Below are 15,639 nucleotides of genomic sequence, written 5' to 3'. Positions count from 1 at the left end.
GAACCGGAGCGAAACCGGCCGAACCGGAGCGGACCCGGAGCGAATCCGGAGAGACGGAGGCGAACGGCCATGACCGGGACCACCCGAGTGATCGTCGGCCTGAGCGGGTCACTGAGCAGTCTGGCCGCCCTCTACCACGCCGTCGGCGAGGCGGCCCGGCACCAGGCGGTGCTGGTGCCCGTCGCCGCCTGGACCACCGCCGAGCGGGAGGGGCTGCGCCCGCGCCCCGAACCGGAACACGCCGCCCGCCGCCGTCTCGACGTCGCCTTCGAACAGGCCTACGGCGGCTACCCGTCCGGCCTGGTCATCCACCCGCTGGTGGTCAACGCCGACCCCGGCCCGGCCCTGGTCGGCGCCGTCACCGGCCCGGACGACCTGCTCGTCCTCGGCGCCGCCGGCCGCCGCCGCTTCGACCTCCTGCGCCACGGCTCGGTCGCCCGCCACTGCCGCCACCGCGCCGCCTGCCGCATCGTCGAGGTCTCCCCCTCCGCACTCCTCACCCGCCTCGAACTGCCCGCCCGCACCGGCGCGCCGCTGCCCCTGCTCGCCCGCTGAGCACCGCGCACCGGCGGAGCCCCGGACCACCGGCGCCCCCGCACCAGCGGCGCCCCGGACCACCGGCGGGGGCGGGCGGCTCGAAGCCCCGCCCCCGCCGGGTCACTCCCGCCCCACCCCGGCGCCCCGGGGCGGGGCGATCGGCCCGCAACTTCGACAACGCTGTCGAAGTTGGCATGCTCGGGCTATGCTGGCCGGAGGCGGCCATCGGCCAAACCACGCCATTCGCACAGCTTTTGACGGAACGTCAACTCCGATCCCCGCCGTTCACCGCCACGCCCGCCACGGCGTGCCCCGGGCCGCTCGCCGCCGTTGTACGGAAGGTGAATCGCCGCGCCCGCCCGAACGCCCCGGCTACCCTGCCGAGGAAGAGGTTCCGCATGACGACGTCCCGGCTCCACCCGCGCCCCGCCGAAGCCGCCGTACTGTTCACCGTGCTCGGCCTGCTCGTCCTCGAAGAGATCGCGCTCGGCCTCGCCGAGGACGACGAGCGCCCCGTCATCGGCGGCATCCTGATCGGCGCCTCGGGCGCCGGGCTCCTGCTCGTCGGCGCCGTGCTGCTCAGCCGCTGGTGGGACGCCCGCCGCCCGCTCCCGCTGCCCCCGCTGGGCCCCCACGGCCGCGAGTACAGCGCCCGCGCCCTCGAAGACTTCCCGATGGAGGCCGTGCGCCCACTCCTGCTCGCCGAACACTCGCCCCAGCTCAGCCAGTTGTACTCCGCCTGGATGCTCGCCAAGTCCGGCCGCCCCGCCGCCTGGATCGCCCGCCGCCTGGACATCCCCCTCGACGCCGCCCACCTCCTGGTGGACACCGCCCGCTCGGCGGCGCTCGATCAACCCCGCTGAGCCGAACCGGCGTTCGCCTGCGCCACCAGGAACGGCACCAGCCCGCGCTCGGCCAGCGCCGCCCGCCAGGCCTCCCGCGCCCGCGGCAACTCGCCCGGCCCGTCCGCCTGCACGACCGGCTCCGCCGTCGACCGGGCCGCCGCACCCAGCAGCCCGAGCCCGCCGACCAGCAGGCTCACCGCCGCCACCACGCCGGCCACCCACCCGGCCGTGAGCAACGCGTCGGCCAACACGTCCATGTCCTCGACCAGATCCAGCATCCAGCCCATCAGCAGGAAGACCGCCGCCGCCACCCCGGCGGTGATCGGCACCACCACCCCCAGCACCCCCCACCATCCCGACGCCCGCTCCCGCCCCGGCGCGTCCCCCGGAATCCGCGCCGCCGCGTCCGCGTCCGCCCGTAGCGCCGCGTACCGCTCGTACTCCGCCGCCGCCGCGGCCAGCACGGACTCAGCGTTCTCCCGCGCCGCGCGCCGCAGCCACTCCACCCCCCGCGCCTCGCCCCCGCCGTCCCGCAACGCCGCCCGCACCTGCGGAGCGCCGAGCGCCCGCCCGAGCTCCGTCTCGAAGTCCGCCCGATCCTGCTGCGACAGCCGAAGCGGCTTGGTCATCTCGCGTCCCCGTTCGCCGGTGGATCCGTTCTACAGCACTGTAGAACAAGGGAGCGCATCGTAGCAGGCCCGCTCACCAGCGGGATCACGGTTCCCGGGGGTCCGGAGGCGGCATCGGCGGCGGCAGTGGCGGCGGCAGTGGCGGCGACGACGGCAAGGCCCCGCCGATGGCGAGGCCTTGGGGCGATGCCGGGGTCAGGACGCGGCGCCGGGGGCGCTGGGTGCGGCGGGGGCGGGCGCGGCGAGGGTGACGCGTTTGGCGTCGGCCGCGGCCGGCGGGGTGGCGCCGAGGTTGGCGACGGTGGCCGTGAGGACGGCGTCGGCGCCGGGGATCCAGTTGAAGGTCTTGGACTGGACGACGATCTGGCGCTGCTGTGGCGTCCCGTCGCAGATGACGTCCGCCTCGGCGGTGCGGCTGGAGCCGAAGGCGATCGACGAGGAGTCCTGCGGGTCCTTCTGCTCGACGGAGACGGTGAGCGAGCGGGCCTCGGCGGCGACCGAGCAGAGGTAGCCCACGTCGACCCGGACGCGCCCGGGGAGCTTCGGGTCGATCGTGGCGTCACCGAGGGTGACGGTGGTGGCGGGCGCCGGGTCCGGGTCGGCGGCCCGGGCGGGTGCGGCGAGACCGGTGAGGGCCGCGCCGACGACCGTCAGAATGATCCACCGTTGCACTGCAACCTCCCGCTGCTGGAGACGTGTTGCGCCCGACGCTAACCGTCCGGCCGGACGGCCGCGCGCCGGGCCGTCCGGGTGTCACACCAACAGCCCAGTCCCCCGGCGCCCCGCCCCGGCGCCTCAGCGCCGCCGGAGCCAGACCGCCCAGGTCAGCACCGAGCAGAGCACGTACGCCACGAGGAAGGCCAGGTAGGCCGGGTCCCCGTTGTGGCCGACAAGGAAGGACTGCCGGAACGCCAGGTTCACCAGCACCCCGCCGAACGCCCCGATCGCCCCCGCGAGCCCGATCAGCGCCGCGGAGCGCCGGCGGGAGTCGGCCTCGGCGGTCGCCGGATCGGCGCCGGCCTCGACCGACCGGCGGGCGACGGCCTGGTAGTGCGCCGGGATCAGCTTGTACGTCGAGCCGTTGCCGAGGCCGCTCAGCACGAACAGTGCGATGAATCCGCCGAGGAACAGCGGGAGCGAGCCCTCCCGCGAGGCGACCAGCACCACGCCCGTCCCGGCCCCCATGCCCAGGAAGGTGCAGAGCGTGACCGCCGCCCCGCCGTAGCGGTCCGCGAGCCGCCCGCCGACCGGCCGCAGCAGCGAGCCGAGCAGCGGCCCGAGGAAGGTGAGCGCGGCCGCCTTGACCGGGGTGTCGAAGCGCTCGTGGAACTGCACCTGCAGCACCTGCCCGAAGGCGAAGCCGAAGCCGATGAACGAGCCGAAGGTCCCGATGTACAGCGTCGAGACGGCCCAGCCGTACGGGTCGCGGGCCACCTCGCGCAGGGCGCCGCCCTCGCCCGGCCCCCCGGACGCGACGGGCAGGTTGTCCATCCGCCACCACGCCCCGGCCGCCGCGAGCACGATCAGCGGCAGGTAGAGCAGCGGCAGCAGCCGGGGGTGGGCGGCGCCGGCGGTGGCCAGGACGAGCAGCCCGAGCAGTTGCACGGCCGGCACCCCGAGGTTGCCGCCGCCCGCGTTGACGCCGAGCGCCCAGCCCTTGAGCCGGTGCGGGTAGAAGGCGTTGATGTTGGCCATCGAGGAGGCGAAGTTGCCGCCGCCGACGCCGGCCGCGCAGGCGACGGCCAGCAGCGTGCCGTACCGGACGCCGGGTTCGAGCACCAGGGCGGCGAGCGCGGTGGGGACGAGCAGCAGCAGGGCGCTGATCACCGTCCAGTTGCGGCCGCCGAAGCGGGCGACGGCGAAGGTGTACGGCAGCCGGAGCAGGGCGCCCAGCGCGGTGGGCAGGGCGGTGAGGGTGAACTTCCCGGCGGGGTCGATGTGGTACTCCGGCCCGAGGAAGAGGACGAGCACCGACCAGAGGCTCCACACCGAGAAGCCGATGTGTTCGGAGAGCACCGAGAAGGCCAGGTTGCGGCGGGCGATCCGGGCACCGGTGTGCTGCCAGAACTCCTCGTCCTCCGGGTCCCAACCGGCCGACGGGACGGACCTTCTCGCGTCGAGGGCGGTGGTCACACGGCACCTCCGGGAGCGCCGATCCGCACCGGCCAGCGCCGGAGGACGGCCGGGGCGCCGTCGGGGGCGGTGTCCTCGTCCAGGCAGCGCCCGTCGGTGAGGTCGTAGACCTGCTTGTACATCGGCGAGATGAGCGTCGGGCGGTCGCCGCGGCTGCCGAGCAGGCCGCGGGAAAGGACCGGGGCGCCGCTGAAGGGGTCGAGGTTGTCGACGGCGTGGAGCGTTCCGGCGCGGTCCAGGAAGAGGGCGATCTGCGCGGCCCGGTCGGCTCCCGGCGCGTCCTCCCGGAGCAACACCGCCACGCCGCGGCCGGGTTGGAGCTCGGCGAGGGTGCAGACGGTCTGCCAGCCGCTGCCGTCGTGGATCTGTACGGTCACGGGGTGAGCACCTCCAGTCGGGCCCCGGCGACGAGCACCGGGGAGTCGAGGGTGTGGCCGGCCTCGCCGGGGCGGGCCGGGCGGATCTGGCCGCGTTCGGGGACGAAGGTCACGGCGGGGTCGGGGGTGCCGGGGGCGTTGACGAAGGAGGCGAACCGCCGCAGCCGCTCCGGGTCGGCCAGCGTCTCGGCCCATTCGTCCCGGTAGCCGCCGATGTGGCGGGCCATCTGGTCGTCGAGTTCGGCCGCGATGCCGAGCGAGTCGTCGAGCACGACGGCCCGCAGGTGGTCCAGGCCGCCTTCCAGCCGCTCCAGCCAGACGGAGGTGCGCTCCAGCCGGTCGGCGGTGCGGATGTAGAACATCAGGTAGCGGTCGATGGTGCGGATGAGCGTCTCGCGGTCGAGGTCGGCGGCGAGCAGGTCGCCGTGGCGCGGGGTCATGCCGCCGTTGCCGCCGACGTAGAGGTTCCAGCCGGCCGAGGTGGCGATGATGCCGAAGTCCTTGCTCTGCGCCTCCGCGCACTCGCGGGCGCAGCCGGAGACGGCGGCCTTGAGCTTGTGCGGGGAGCGCAACCCCCGGTAGCGCAGTTCGAGTTCGATGGCGAGGGTGGTGGAGTCCTGGACGCCGAAGCGGCACCACGTCTCGCCGACGCAGGACTTCACGGTGCGCAGCGACTTGCCGTAGGCGTGCCCGGACTCGAAACCGGCGTCGACCAGCTTCCGCCAGATCACCGGGAGTTGGTCTACCGTCGCGCCGAACATGTCGATCCGCTGGCCGCCGGTGATCTTGGTGTAGAGGCCGTGGTCGCGGGCGATCTCACCGATCGCGATCAGGCCCGCGGGGGTGATCTCGCCGCCGGGCACCCGGGGAACGACCGAGTAGGAGCCGTTGCGCTGCAGGTTGGCGAGGAAGTGGTCGTTCGAGTCCTGCAGCGCTGCCTGCTCGCCGTCCAGGATGTGGCCGTTGCCGAGGCTGGCCAGGATGGAGGCGACGGTCGGCTTGCAGATCTCGCAGCCCTCGCCGCCGCTGCCGTGCTCGGCCAGCAAATCGGAGAAGCTGGTCAGCCCGGTGACCCGGGTGATCTCGTACAACTCGGCCCGCGTGTGGGCGAAGTGCTCGCACAGGCCCGTGGCGGTGCTGACCCCGGCGGCCTCCAGCTCCTCGGCGACGACGCTACCGAGCTGCTTGAGACAGCTGCCGCAGCCGGTGCCGGCCCGGGTGCACTTCTTGACGGCGGCGACGCTGTCGGCACCCTGCTCGCGGACGGCGGCCCGCACCGCTGCCTGGGTCACGTGGTGGCAGGAGCAGAGCACCGCGTCGTCGGGCAGCGCGAGCGGTCCGGCCGAGGCGAACCCGGCAGGCAGCACGAGCTGTTCGGGGGCGACGGTGAGCGGCTTGCCGGCCACGGCGAGCGGGCGCAGGGCGCCGTAGCCCTCGGTGTCGCCGACCAGGACGCCGCCGAGCAGGGCGCCGTCGGCACCGATGACGAGCTTGCGGTAAACGCCGCTGCGGCTGTCGCTGTAGAGCACGTCGAGGGCGCCCTCGGCGGTGCCGTGGGGGTCGCCGAAGCTGGCGACGTCCACGCCGAGCAGCTTGAGCTTGGTGGAGGTGTCGGCGCCGGTGAACCCCTGACCGACGGGACCCGAGCCCTCGCCCGCGGGGCCGTCGGCGGTCAGCGCCGCCACCGTGCGCGCCGCGGTCTCGGCCATCTGGTAGCCCGGGGCGACCAGGCCGTAGACCCGGCCGTCGACGGCCTGGGCGCACTCGCCGATGGCGAGGACCGCCGGATCCTCGGTGCGGCAGTGGACGTCCACGACCACGCCGCCGCGCGGGCCGACCGGCAGTCCGCAGTCCCTGGCGAGCTGGTCGCGGGCGCGCACGCCGGCCGAGAACACCACCAGGTTGGCGGCCAGTTCGCGCCCGTCGGAGAGCGCGAGGGCGCGGACGGTGCCGTCCGGGCCGGTGAGCACGCCGGCCGCGCCGACGCCGGTGTGGACGGTGACGCCGAGCTCCTCGATCCTGCGGCGCAGCGCCGCGCCGCCGCCGTCGTCCACCTGAACGGCCATCAGCCGGGGCGCGAACTCCACGACGTGGGTGTCCAGTCCGCCGGCCCGCAGGGCGCCGGCCGCCTCCAGGCCGAGCAGTCCGCCGCCGACCACCACGCCGGTGCCGGCGGTCTGCGCCCCGGCGCGGATCGCCTCGACGTCCTCGATGGTGCGGTAGACGTGGCAGCCTGGGGCGTCCGTGCCGGGCACCGGCGGGACGAACGGCACCGAGCCGGTGGCCAGCACCAGTACGTCGTACCGGACTTCGGCGCCCGAGCGGGTGCGCACCAGCCGGCCGTCCCGGTCGATCGCGGTGGCCGGGTCGCCCAGGCGCAGGTCGATGCCGTGCTCGGCGAGGAAGCCGGGCGGGCAGAGCGCGAGGTCCTCGGCGGCGCTGCCGGAGAACAAGGAGCTGAGGTGGACCCGGTCGTAGGCGGGCCGGGGCTCCTCGGCCAGCACGGTGACCCGCCAGCCGCGCGCGGCCGGCTGTTCGGTCCAGGCCTCCAGGAAGCGCTGGCCGACCATGCCGTGGCCGACCAGGACGAGGTCCCGCGTACTGCGGTGGTCAGGGGTCAACGCGCTACTCCAGTCATGGCGGTTCCTCCGGTGAGCAGGTTCAGGGGGTGGCCGGCCAGTGCGCCGCCGTCGGCGAAGGCGCCGGCCAGCGCGTCCACGGTGGCCAGGTCGCCGAGCAGGACGGCGCCGACCAGCCGGTCGCCGCGTAGGACGAGCTTCTTGTAGCTGCCGCGGGTGGCGTCGGTGAGCCGCAGCACGTCGAGCCCGGGGTCGAGGGTCTCGTCCACGGTGCCGAAGGCCGCGTACTCCAGGTCGCCGGTGCTGAGCCGGGCGCGCGGGCTGGTGCCGGGGTAGCGGGCCTCGGGCTCGGCGCCGGAGAGCCGGCGGGCGAGCACGTCGGCCTGCTCCCAGGCGGGGCCGGCCAGGCCGTGGACGGTGCCGCGGTGTTCGGCGCAGTCGCCGATGGCGTGGACGTGCGGGGCGACGGCGAGCCGGTCGTCCACCCGTACGCCGGTGCCGACGGGCAGTCCGGCGGCGTGGGCGAGCGCGGTGCGCGGGCGGGTGCCGCAGGCGAGCACGACCAGGTCGCAGTCCAGCCGGTAGCCGTTGGCGAGTTCGACGGCGCCGACCCGCTGCGGGCCTTCACCCCGGGGCGCCACCGGGTCGCCGTGCACGGCCCGGGCGCGGTTGCCGGTGTAGCACTCGACACCGAGCGCCCGCAGCCGCCCGCGCAGCACGGTGGCCGCCTCCTCGTCCAGCTGACGATCGACCAGGTACGGTGCCTGGTGGACGATTTCGGTCCGGACCCCGAGCACGGCCAGCGCCCGGGCGGCACTCACCCCGAGCACTCCGCCGCCGATCACCACGGCCCGCTCGGCACCGACGGCCTGCTCGGCCAGCCGGGCGCAGTCCTCCAGGGTGCGCAGCGTGTGCACCCCTTCGGTCAGCCCGTACCCGTCGGTGCGGCGCAGTCCGCGCACGGGCGGCAGCACCGGGTTGGCGCCGGTGGCGAGGACCAGCTCGTCCCACTCCTCGACGCTGCCGTCCGCGAGCCGCAGGGTGCGGGCCGCGGTGTCCAGTGCCACCACCTCGCAGCCGGGCCTGGCCAGCGCTCCGCCGAGCGGCAGCGCGATCGACTCCGCGTCGTAGCGCCCGGTCAGCACCTCGGCGAGCAGCACCCGGTTGTACGGGGCGCGCGGCTCGGCGCCGTACACGGTGACGGCGCCGGGCCCGCCGAGCGCGCCGTAGCGCTCAGCGAAGCGGGCGGCCGCCATGCCGCCGCCCACGACGGCGATCCTCGGGGTCACGGCGTGGCCTCCTTCCTGGCGGGTTCCACCCGCACCGCGCAGAGCTTGAACTCGGGCATCCGCGACACCGGGTCGAGCACCGGATTGGTGAGGCTGTTGGCCCGGCCGGCGCCCGCCCAGTGGAAGGGCATGAAGACGGTGTCCGGCCGGATCCCGTCCGAGAGCCGCGCCGGGGCGACGGCCCGGCCGCGTCGGCTGGTGACGGCCACCGGCTCGCCGTCCGTGATCCCGAGCCGCGCGGCGAGCCCCGGGTGCAGCTCGACGTACGGACCGGGCGCGGCCGCGTTGAGCTCGGCGACCCGACGGGTCTGCGCGCCGCTCTGGTACTGGGAGAGCACCCGGCCGGTGGTCAGGTACAGCGGGTACGCCTCGTCCGGCTCCTCGCCGGCCGGGCGGTGGGTGACGGCGGCGAAGCGGGCCCGGCCGTCCGGGGTGGCGAAGCGGTCCAGGAACAGCCGGGGCGTGCCGGGGTGGTCCTCGGCCGGACAGGGCCAGAACACCCCGTCCTCGGCGGCGATCCGGGCGTAGCTGACGCCCGCGTAGTCGGCGTCGCCACCGGCCGAGGCGCGCCGCAGCTCGTCGAAGACCCGCTCGGCCTCGGCGGGGAAGCCGTCCGCCGGGAAGCCCTCCGGCACCCCGAGCCGGGCGGCCAGTTCGCGCAGCACCCACAGCTCGCTGCGCACGCCCTCCGGAGGATCGAGGGCGCGGCGGCGCAGGATCACCCGGCCCTCCAGGTTGGTGGTGGTGCCGTCCTCCTCGGCCCACTGGGTGACCGGCAGCACGACGTCCGCGAGCCGGGCGGTCTCGGAGAGCACCGGGTCGGCGACGACCAGCAGGTCCAGGGCCCTCAACCGCTCGGTGACGTGCCCGGCGTTCGGGGCGGACACCGCCGGGTTGGAACCCGCCAGCAGCAGCGCCCGCACGCCGCCGGGGCGGCCGAGGCCGTCCAGCAGCTCGTAGGCGGACCTGCCGGGGCCGGGAATCGTCGCCGGGTCGACCCCCCAGACGGCGGCGACGTGCTCCCGCGCCGCCGGGTCCTCGATCGAGCGGTAGCCGGGCAGCTGGTCGGCCTTCTGGCCGTGCTCGCGGCCGCCCTGCCCGTTGCCCTGGCCGGTCAGGCAGCCGTAGCCGCTGAACCGGCGGCCGGCCTTGCCGGTGGCCAGGCAGAGGTCGATCCAGGCGCCCACGGTGTCGGTGCCCTTGCTCTGCTGCTCCGGGCCGCGGGCGGTGAGCACCATGCCGGTCGCAGACTCGCCGAACATCCGCGCGGCTTCCCGGAGTCGGTGCGCCGGGACGCCGGTGATCCGCTCCACCCGGTCCGGCCAGTGGGCCATCGCCGACTCGCGGGCCCGCTCGAAGCCGGTGGTCCGCTCGGCGACGAACTCCTCGTCCACCAGACCGTCCGCGATCACCAGGTGGAGCAGGCCGAGGGCCAGCGCCAGGTCCCCGCCGGGGCGCGGCTGCAGGTGCAGGTCGGCCAGCTCGGCGGTCCTGGTGCGGCGCGGGTCGACCACGATCAACCGCCCGCCGTTCTCCCGTAGTTCGCGGAAGTAGCGGACGGCCGGCGGCATCGTCTCGGCCGGGTTGCCGCCGACCAGGATCAGGCACCCGGTGTGCGGGATGTCGGCGAGCGGGAACGGCAGCCCCCGGTCCAGGCCGAAGGCCCGCCGGTGCGCGGCCGCCGCCGAGGACATGCAGAACCGGCCGTTGTAGTCGATGTTGGCGGTGCCCAGCACCACCCGGGCGAACTTGCCCAGCAGGTACGCCTTCTCGTTGGTCAGCCCGCCCCCGCCGAACACGCCCACCGCGTCCGGCCCGTACGCGGCCCTCGTCCCCGCCAGCCCGGCGGCCACCCGGTCCAGCGCCTCCGGCCAGCCGGCCGAGCGCAGCGGACCGCCCGGGCGGTCCCGCAGCAGCGGACCGGTCAACCGCACGTCGCGGGCCAGCAGCGCGGGCGCCGAACGGCCCTTGCCGCACAGCGCACCCCGGTTCACCGGGAAGTCCGGGCGCTCCAGCACCTCGACCGGGGCGTCTGCCGCCAGGGCGCCGGCGGGCACGGCGGACGCTCCCGGGGCGCCGGGCACGCCGGGTACGCCGGGCACGGGCGCAGTCGGCGACAGCCGCATGCCGCACTGCAGCGAGCAGTACGGGCAGTGCGTGTCGGTGGCGGCGACGGCCGCCTCGGCCCCGGCCTTCGGACTGGTGAGCGTCATGCTGAGAAAGGTCGCCGCCCGCTGTTTCGCGATCGGGTCGCCGGTGTTGCGGGCGCGGTACGCCTCGCTCACACCGCGCCCACCCCGGGGTGCGCGGCCGGACATCTGCCGTAACCGGAGCGGCACTTTCGCTCACCGGCAGGTGACGCCCGGGCAACGCCGCCGTAACACGCACGGCGGAGGCTGACCCCCATGGCAGCAACCCTCCCCCAGCCCGGACCGCTCACCGGCTTCACCGTCGGGGTCACCGCCGCCCGCCGCCGCGAGGAACTCACCGCCCTGCTGAACCGGCGCGGCGCCCAGGTGGTCGAGGCGCCGGTGCTGCGCATCCTGCCGCTCGCCGACGACCTCGCCCTGCGCGAAGCCACCGACCACTGCCTCGCCGCGCCGCTCGACTACGTGGTCGCCACCACCGGGGTCGGCTGGCGCGGCTGGATGAGCGCCGCCGAGGGCTGGGACCGCGGTGCCGCGCTCGCCGAGGCCTGCCGCGGCGCGGTGGTGCTCAGCCGCGGCCCCAAGGCCACCGGCGCGGTGCGGGCGAGCGGCCTGGACGAGAAGTACTCGCCCGGCACCGAGGCCACCGACGAACTGCTCACCTGGCTGCTCGCCCGCCCGCTGGCCGGGCGCCGGATCGCCGTCCAGGAGCACGGTGTCCGGCTGGACGCCTTCGCCGCCGCCCTGCGCGAACGCGGCGCCGAGGTCATCTCCGTCCCGGTCTACCGCTGGGCGCCGCCGGAGGACCCGGGCGCGGTGAGGCGCCTGCTCGACCAGACCGTCCGGCGCCGGCTGCACGCGCTCACCTTCACCAGCGCCCCCGCGATCAGCGCCCTGCTCGCCACCGCCGAGGCCGAGGGCCGGTACGGGGCCCTGGTCGACGCCCTGCGCTCGGACGTGCTGCCGGTGTGCGTCGGCAGCCTGTGCGCGCGCCCGCTCACCGACCTGGGGCTGCCCGCCGTCCACCCCGAACGCGGCCGGCTCGGCGCCCTGGTCCGGCTGCTCGCCGACACCTTGCCGGGCCGCACCCGGCGCGAAGTCGCCCTCGCCGGAAGGGTGTTGACCATCCAGGGGAACGCCGCACTGGTCGACGGCGAGAGCCACTGGCTCAGCCCGCGCGGGGCCGCCGTGCTGCGCGCCCTCGCCGAACGACCCGGCCGGGTGCTCAGCCGCTCCGAACTCCTGCGCGCCGCCTGGCCGGACGCCGCGGCCGACGAACACGCCGTCGAAGCCGCCGTCGGGCGACTGCGAGCCGCCCTGGGGCCGCACGCCGCACTGATCCGCACCGTCCCCAAGCGCGGCTACCGGCTGGCGGCGGGCTGATGCTGCTCGCCGTGGCACACGGCAGCCGGGACCGAGCCGCGAGCGCCTCGATCCGCGCCCTGCTCCGGGCGGTTCGCGCCCTGCGCCCCGAGCTGGCCGTCCGCTGCTGCTTCCTGGACCTCGCCCGCCCCACCCTCGCCGAAGCCCTCGCCCGGCTCTCCGGCGCGCGCCCGATCCTCGTCCCACTGCTTCTCGGCACCGGCTACCACCTGCGGGTCGACATCCCCGGAGCGCTGGCCGCCGCCGGACTCCCGGACGCCCACCTCGCCCCCGCCCTCGGCCCCCACCCGCTGCTCGCCGAAGCCCTCGCCGACCGCCTCACCGAGGCCGGCGCCCCCGCCGACGCCCCCGTCGTCCTGGCCGGAGCCGGCTCCTGCGACCCCACCGCGCTCGCCGACACGACCCGGGCGGCCCACCTCCTGGCCACCCGACTCGGCCGCCCGGTCACCCCCGCCCACCTGTCCGCCGCCACCCCCACTCCCCACCAGGCCGTCACCGACCTCCAGGCCGCCGGCCACCCCCGGGTCGCCCTCGCCACCTACCTCCTCTCCCCCGGCTTCTTCGCCCGCCGCGCCGCCGCCACCCCGGCCACCTGGACCAGCGCCCCCCTCGCCGACCACCCGGCCGTCGCCCGCCTGGTCCTGCACCGCTACGACCAGGCCCGCGCCACCACAACCCTCCCCACCGCCGCCTGACCCTCCCCAGCCCCCCCGCCGCGACCCGGCCCAACACCCCTTCACCAGTCGCCCCGTTCCGCTGCGCTCCTTCCGTCCGCTCGTTAGTGTGAAGACCAGAAGAAGACCGGAGCCGTAGCCGGACTCGGGAGGGCACAGGGTGGGGGGTTACATCTCGGAGCCGGAGCGCCTCCCGGTGGCAGCAGGCAAGCTGGACGAGGCAGCGGACACGCTCTCGCAAGCGGACACCGGCTTCGGCGAGTCGGCGGCCGCCGCCACCCGGCACAACGAATGGACCATCGGCACAGCCCTGGGCACCTGCGTGAACGACTGGTCCAAGGAGACCGGCAAGATCACCGAGGCCGTCCGCCGGCTCGCCGAGGGCCTACGCGTGACCGCGACCCACTACTACCGACAGGAAGCCGCCGTCGCCGAGCAACTGCGCAGCGCTGCCGCCCTCCTGGAAGGCACCGACTGATGCCGTCCGTCTACGCCGAGGATGCGGACGGCCGCCGCAAGGTCTCCGAACCCACCCATGAACGCCGCTTCGCACAGCCGGTCACCCTGCAGCAGATCCGCTCCTGCGACCCGGAGGCCTTCCACCCGGCAGCGGAGGAGTGGGACGAGGTCGCCAGTGACGCCCGGACCAGGAGGCTCTGAGGTGGCGGTCGGGGGTGCCCGTGGCAGGCCGTGGGCGCGTCGCCTGTTGGGGACCTTCCTGGCACTGTGCGTGCTGATCACCGTCGGGTGCGTCTGGTGGGGCGTGGCCGGGTTCCTTCGGAGGGCCGATCCGCCGGAGACCGACGTCGACCGGGCGGAGCGGCTGGCGGGTCTGCACCGCGGACAGCACCCCGGGAAGGGGCGGTACTACATCCCCGAGGACGCCGTGCTGTCCCGGACCGCCGACGGGTCGCCGGTCGCGTACCTGCGCTACGGACTCGCCGGCGGCGACGACGTCAACATCGACGACTTCCTCCGCACCTACGACCTGTCCGAGACCGGCGCCGCCCTCGCCCCGCTGCCGGGGGACCTGCGGGCCGAACTGCCGGGCGACGAGCCGGCCAAGGGCCTGCTGCTGCCGCAGGGGCCGGCCGGGCGGCAGATCTTCGTGGTGGAGCGGCCGCCCGCCGGCACGGTCACGCGGGGCGCCGCCGACGTCTACGTCCGGGCCACCGGTACCTGAAATCCCGCCACTTCCTGAACTGCCGCCCGCACCGTGCCGGTTGAGCCCCTGCGCCGGGCGGCCTCAGGGGGAGGGGACGCCGGGGAGGCCGGTGGGGAGGTCGTCGAGGGCGTGCGAGCAGGGGCAGTCGCGGTCGGCGGGGAGGGCCTCCAGGGCCTTGAACAGGACGGTGCGCAGCCGGTCGACGTTGCCCGCGAAGACCTTCAGCACCTCGGCGTGGGTGACGCCCTCGCCGGTCTCCACTCCCGCGTCGAGGTCGGTGACCAGGGCGAACGAGGTGTAGCAGAGGCCGAGTTCGCGGGCGAGCACGGCCTCCGGGTGCCCGGTCATGCCGACCACCGACCAGCCGTTGGCGGCGAACCAGCGGGACTCGGCGCGGGTGGAGAAGCGCGGGCCCTCGATCACCACCAGGGTGCCGCCGTCCACCGGGGCCCAGGCCGCGTCGCGGGCCGCGTCCAGGGCCGCCCGCCGCCCGGCCGGGCAGTACGGGTCGGCCATCGACACGTGCACCACCTCGGGGACGGAGCCGTCCGGCAGCGGCAGCCCGTCGTAGAAGGTCTGCACCCGCCCCGAGGTCCGGTCGACGAACTGGTCCGGTACCAGCAAGGTGCCCGGCCCGTACTCCGGCCGCAGCCCGCCCACCGCGCACGGCCCGAGCACCTGCCGCACCCCGAGCGAGTGCAGCGCCCACAGGTTGGCCCGGTAGTTGATCCGGTGCGGCGGCAGCCGGTGGCCGCGGCCGTGCCGCGGCAGGAACGCCACCCGGCGCCCCGCCACCTCCCCCACGAACAGCGCGTCGCTCGGCTCGCCGTACGGGGTGTCCACCCGTACCTCGGTCACCTCGTCGAGCAGCGCGTACAGCCCGGAACCGCCGATCACGCCCAACTCGGCCCGCACGGTGCCCAGATCGATCGCCATCGTTCGTACCCCTCCTCATCGGAATGTCCCGCCCGCCACTGTAGAGCGGTGCTCGGAGGACCGTACGGCCGGATGGCCGCGGGCCGGCGGGGTGGTCCGGGACGGCCGTGCGGGTGACTTGCCGGACGTGTCGGCGGCGGCCTGCCCCACCGGTCGTGCGTCGGTGGGAGGGCGCCGCCTCCGGACGGCGCGCGTCCTGTCCCCGGATCTGAGAGCCGCCGATGCCTCCCACCGCTCGACTCCGCCGCCTCGTCCCCACCGCGCTCTGCGCCCTCGCCGTGACGCTCTCCGCTCCCACGGCCCACGCCGCGCCGCCGGGCCACGGCGCCGGGTCCGACCCCGGCCGGCCCGACGGCGACCGGTACGACTGGGACCGGGTGGCGGCCTGCGAGAGCAGTGGCGACTGGCGCGTCAACACCGGCAACGGCTACTTCGGCGGCCTCCAGTTCGACCAGCCCACCTGGCGCGAGAACGGCGGCCTGGCGTACGCCCCGCGCGCCGACCTCGCCACCCGCGACCAGCAGATCGCCGTCGCGGAGCACCTCGCCGGCCGCCGCGGCCTCGCCCCCTGGCCGGTCTGCGGCGCCCGCGCGGTCAGCGGCCCCGGGGCCACCCGCGGCCACGAACGCGATGCCGTGCTGCCGCCGCCCGCTTCCGCGTCCGCCCCCGCGTCGGCGTCCACGGCGGCGTCCAGGGCGGACGGCCGGTGGACCGTCCGCGAGGACGACACCCTCGCCGACCTCGCCGACGACCTCCGCGTCCCCGGCGGCTGGCCCGCCCTCTACGCCCTCAACCGCGCCGCCATCGGCGCGGACCCGGACCTCATCCAGCCGGGCACCGTCCTCGACCTCCCCGCCTGACAGTGAGGATGTGACGTGGTGATGTTGCCGGTGGGTCTGACCCTCCGCCTGACTGACGTCTCGACTGTCCTGTTTGGGATTTGTC

Annotated in this window: 16 protein-coding genes; 8 read left to right on the top strand and 8 right to left on the bottom strand. The window is 75.6% G+C overall.

The window, feature by feature from the left end:
* Positions 1–69: 69 nt before the first annotated feature.
* Both ACZ6Y7_RS34130 and ACZ6Y7_RS34125 read left to right on the top strand, forming a co-directional pair.
* On the top strand, positions 70–555 hold the full coding sequence (locus ACZ6Y7_RS34130) for a universal stress protein (protein WP_465761828.1): 486 nt from the start codon (positions 70–72) through the stop codon (positions 553–555).
* Positions 556–935: 380 nt separating this feature from the next.
* A complete protein-coding gene (locus tag ACZ6Y7_RS34125; protein WP_465761827.1) occupies positions 936–1,400 on the top strand; it encodes a hypothetical protein in 465 nt (154 codons plus the stop codon).
* Here the strand turns inward: ACZ6Y7_RS34125 and ACZ6Y7_RS34120 are convergent.
* The 7 genes from ACZ6Y7_RS34120 to ACZ6Y7_RS34090 form a co-directional block, all read right to left on the bottom strand.
* Positions 1,388–2,011, bottom strand: coding sequence for a hypothetical protein (locus ACZ6Y7_RS34120; RefSeq protein ID WP_465761826.1), 624 nt, complete (start codon positions 2,009–2,011; stop codon positions 1,388–1,390). The two genes, ACZ6Y7_RS34125 and ACZ6Y7_RS34120, sit on opposite strands and share 13 nt — an antisense overlap.
* A gap of 195 nt (positions 2,012–2,206) precedes the next feature.
* Positions 2,207–2,683, bottom strand: coding sequence for a hypothetical protein (locus ACZ6Y7_RS34115; protein ID WP_465761825.1), 477 nt, complete (start codon positions 2,681–2,683; stop codon positions 2,207–2,209).
* 123 nt (positions 2,684–2,806) lie between these two features.
* Positions 2,807–4,144 carry a nitrate/nitrite transporter gene (locus ACZ6Y7_RS34110; protein ID WP_465761824.1) on the bottom strand — a complete coding sequence of 446 codons (1,338 nt, stop codon included), beginning with the start codon at positions 4,142–4,144 and terminating at the stop codon, positions 2,807–2,809.
* A complete protein-coding gene (locus ACZ6Y7_RS34105) occupies positions 4,141–4,521 on the bottom strand; it encodes a nitrite reductase (NAD(P)H) small subunit (RefSeq protein ID WP_465761823.1) in 381 nt (126 codons plus the stop codon). The genes ACZ6Y7_RS34110 and ACZ6Y7_RS34105 overlap by 4 nt, the downstream gene beginning before the upstream one ends.
* The gene (gene nirB, locus ACZ6Y7_RS34100) at positions 4,518–7,091 is read right to left on the bottom strand and encodes a nitrite reductase large subunit NirB (RefSeq protein ID WP_465761885.1); all 2,574 of its coding nucleotides are present in this window, start codon (positions 7,089–7,091) and stop codon (positions 4,518–4,520) included. The genes ACZ6Y7_RS34105 and nirB overlap by 4 nt, the downstream gene beginning before the upstream one ends.
* A gap of 47 nt (positions 7,092–7,138) precedes the next feature.
* On the bottom strand, positions 7,139–8,389 hold the full coding sequence (locus ACZ6Y7_RS34095) for an NAD(P)/FAD-dependent oxidoreductase (RefSeq protein WP_465761822.1): 1,251 nt from the start codon (positions 8,387–8,389) through the stop codon (positions 7,139–7,141).
* Entirely contained in the window at positions 8,386–10,602 is a 2,217-nt protein-coding gene (locus ACZ6Y7_RS34090) for a molybdopterin oxidoreductase family protein (protein WP_465761821.1), read from the bottom strand. Before ACZ6Y7_RS34090 ends, ACZ6Y7_RS34095 begins: the two co-directional genes overlap by 4 nt.
* A gap of 192 nt (positions 10,603–10,794) precedes the next feature.
* Between ACZ6Y7_RS34090 and ACZ6Y7_RS34085 the strand changes: the two genes are divergently transcribed.
* From ACZ6Y7_RS34085 to ACZ6Y7_RS34065, 5 genes are all read left to right on the top strand, one after another.
* Positions 10,795–11,919: a uroporphyrinogen-III synthase gene (locus ACZ6Y7_RS34085; RefSeq protein WP_465761820.1), complete on the top strand. Its 1,125-nt coding sequence runs from the start codon at positions 10,795–10,797 to the stop codon at positions 11,917–11,919.
* 11 nt (positions 11,920–11,930) lie between these two features.
* On the top strand, positions 11,931–12,614 hold the full coding sequence (locus tag ACZ6Y7_RS34080; protein WP_465761819.1) for a sirohydrochlorin chelatase: 684 nt from the start codon (positions 11,931–11,933) through the stop codon (positions 12,612–12,614).
* Positions 12,615–12,753: 139 nt separating this feature from the next.
* Entirely contained in the window at positions 12,754–13,071 is a 318-nt protein-coding gene (locus ACZ6Y7_RS34075) for a type VII secretion target (RefSeq protein ID WP_465761818.1), read from the top strand.
* The gene (locus ACZ6Y7_RS34070; protein ID WP_465761817.1) at positions 13,071–13,253 is read left to right on the top strand and encodes a hypothetical protein; all 183 of its coding nucleotides are present in this window, start codon (positions 13,071–13,073) and stop codon (positions 13,251–13,253) included. Before ACZ6Y7_RS34075 ends, ACZ6Y7_RS34070 begins: the two co-directional genes overlap by 1 nt.
* 46 nt (positions 13,254–13,299) lie before the next feature.
* Entirely contained in the window at positions 13,300–13,776 is a 477-nt protein-coding gene (locus tag ACZ6Y7_RS34065) for a hypothetical protein (RefSeq protein ID WP_465761816.1), read from the top strand.
* A gap of 63 nt (positions 13,777–13,839) precedes the next feature.
* On the opposite strand, the gene ACZ6Y7_RS34060 is transcribed toward ACZ6Y7_RS34065, so the two are convergent.
* Positions 13,840–14,694, bottom strand: coding sequence for an S-methyl-5'-thioadenosine phosphorylase (locus ACZ6Y7_RS34060; protein ID WP_465761815.1), 855 nt, complete (start codon positions 14,692–14,694; stop codon positions 13,840–13,842).
* Positions 14,695–14,915: 221 nt separating this feature from the next.
* On the opposite strand from ACZ6Y7_RS34060, the gene ACZ6Y7_RS34055 reads away from it, so the two are divergent.
* Complete coding sequence (locus ACZ6Y7_RS34055; RefSeq protein WP_465761814.1) at positions 14,916–15,554, top strand: transglycosylase family protein; 639 nt, start codon at positions 14,916–14,918, stop codon at positions 15,552–15,554.
* The last annotated feature ends 85 nt before the right edge of the window (positions 15,555–15,639 follow it).

This window comes from Kitasatospora sp. NPDC053308 (assembly GCF_055585785.1).
The sequence above is the reverse complement of the archived record's forward strand: the minus strand, read 5'-3'. Positions and strand labels throughout refer to the sequence as shown.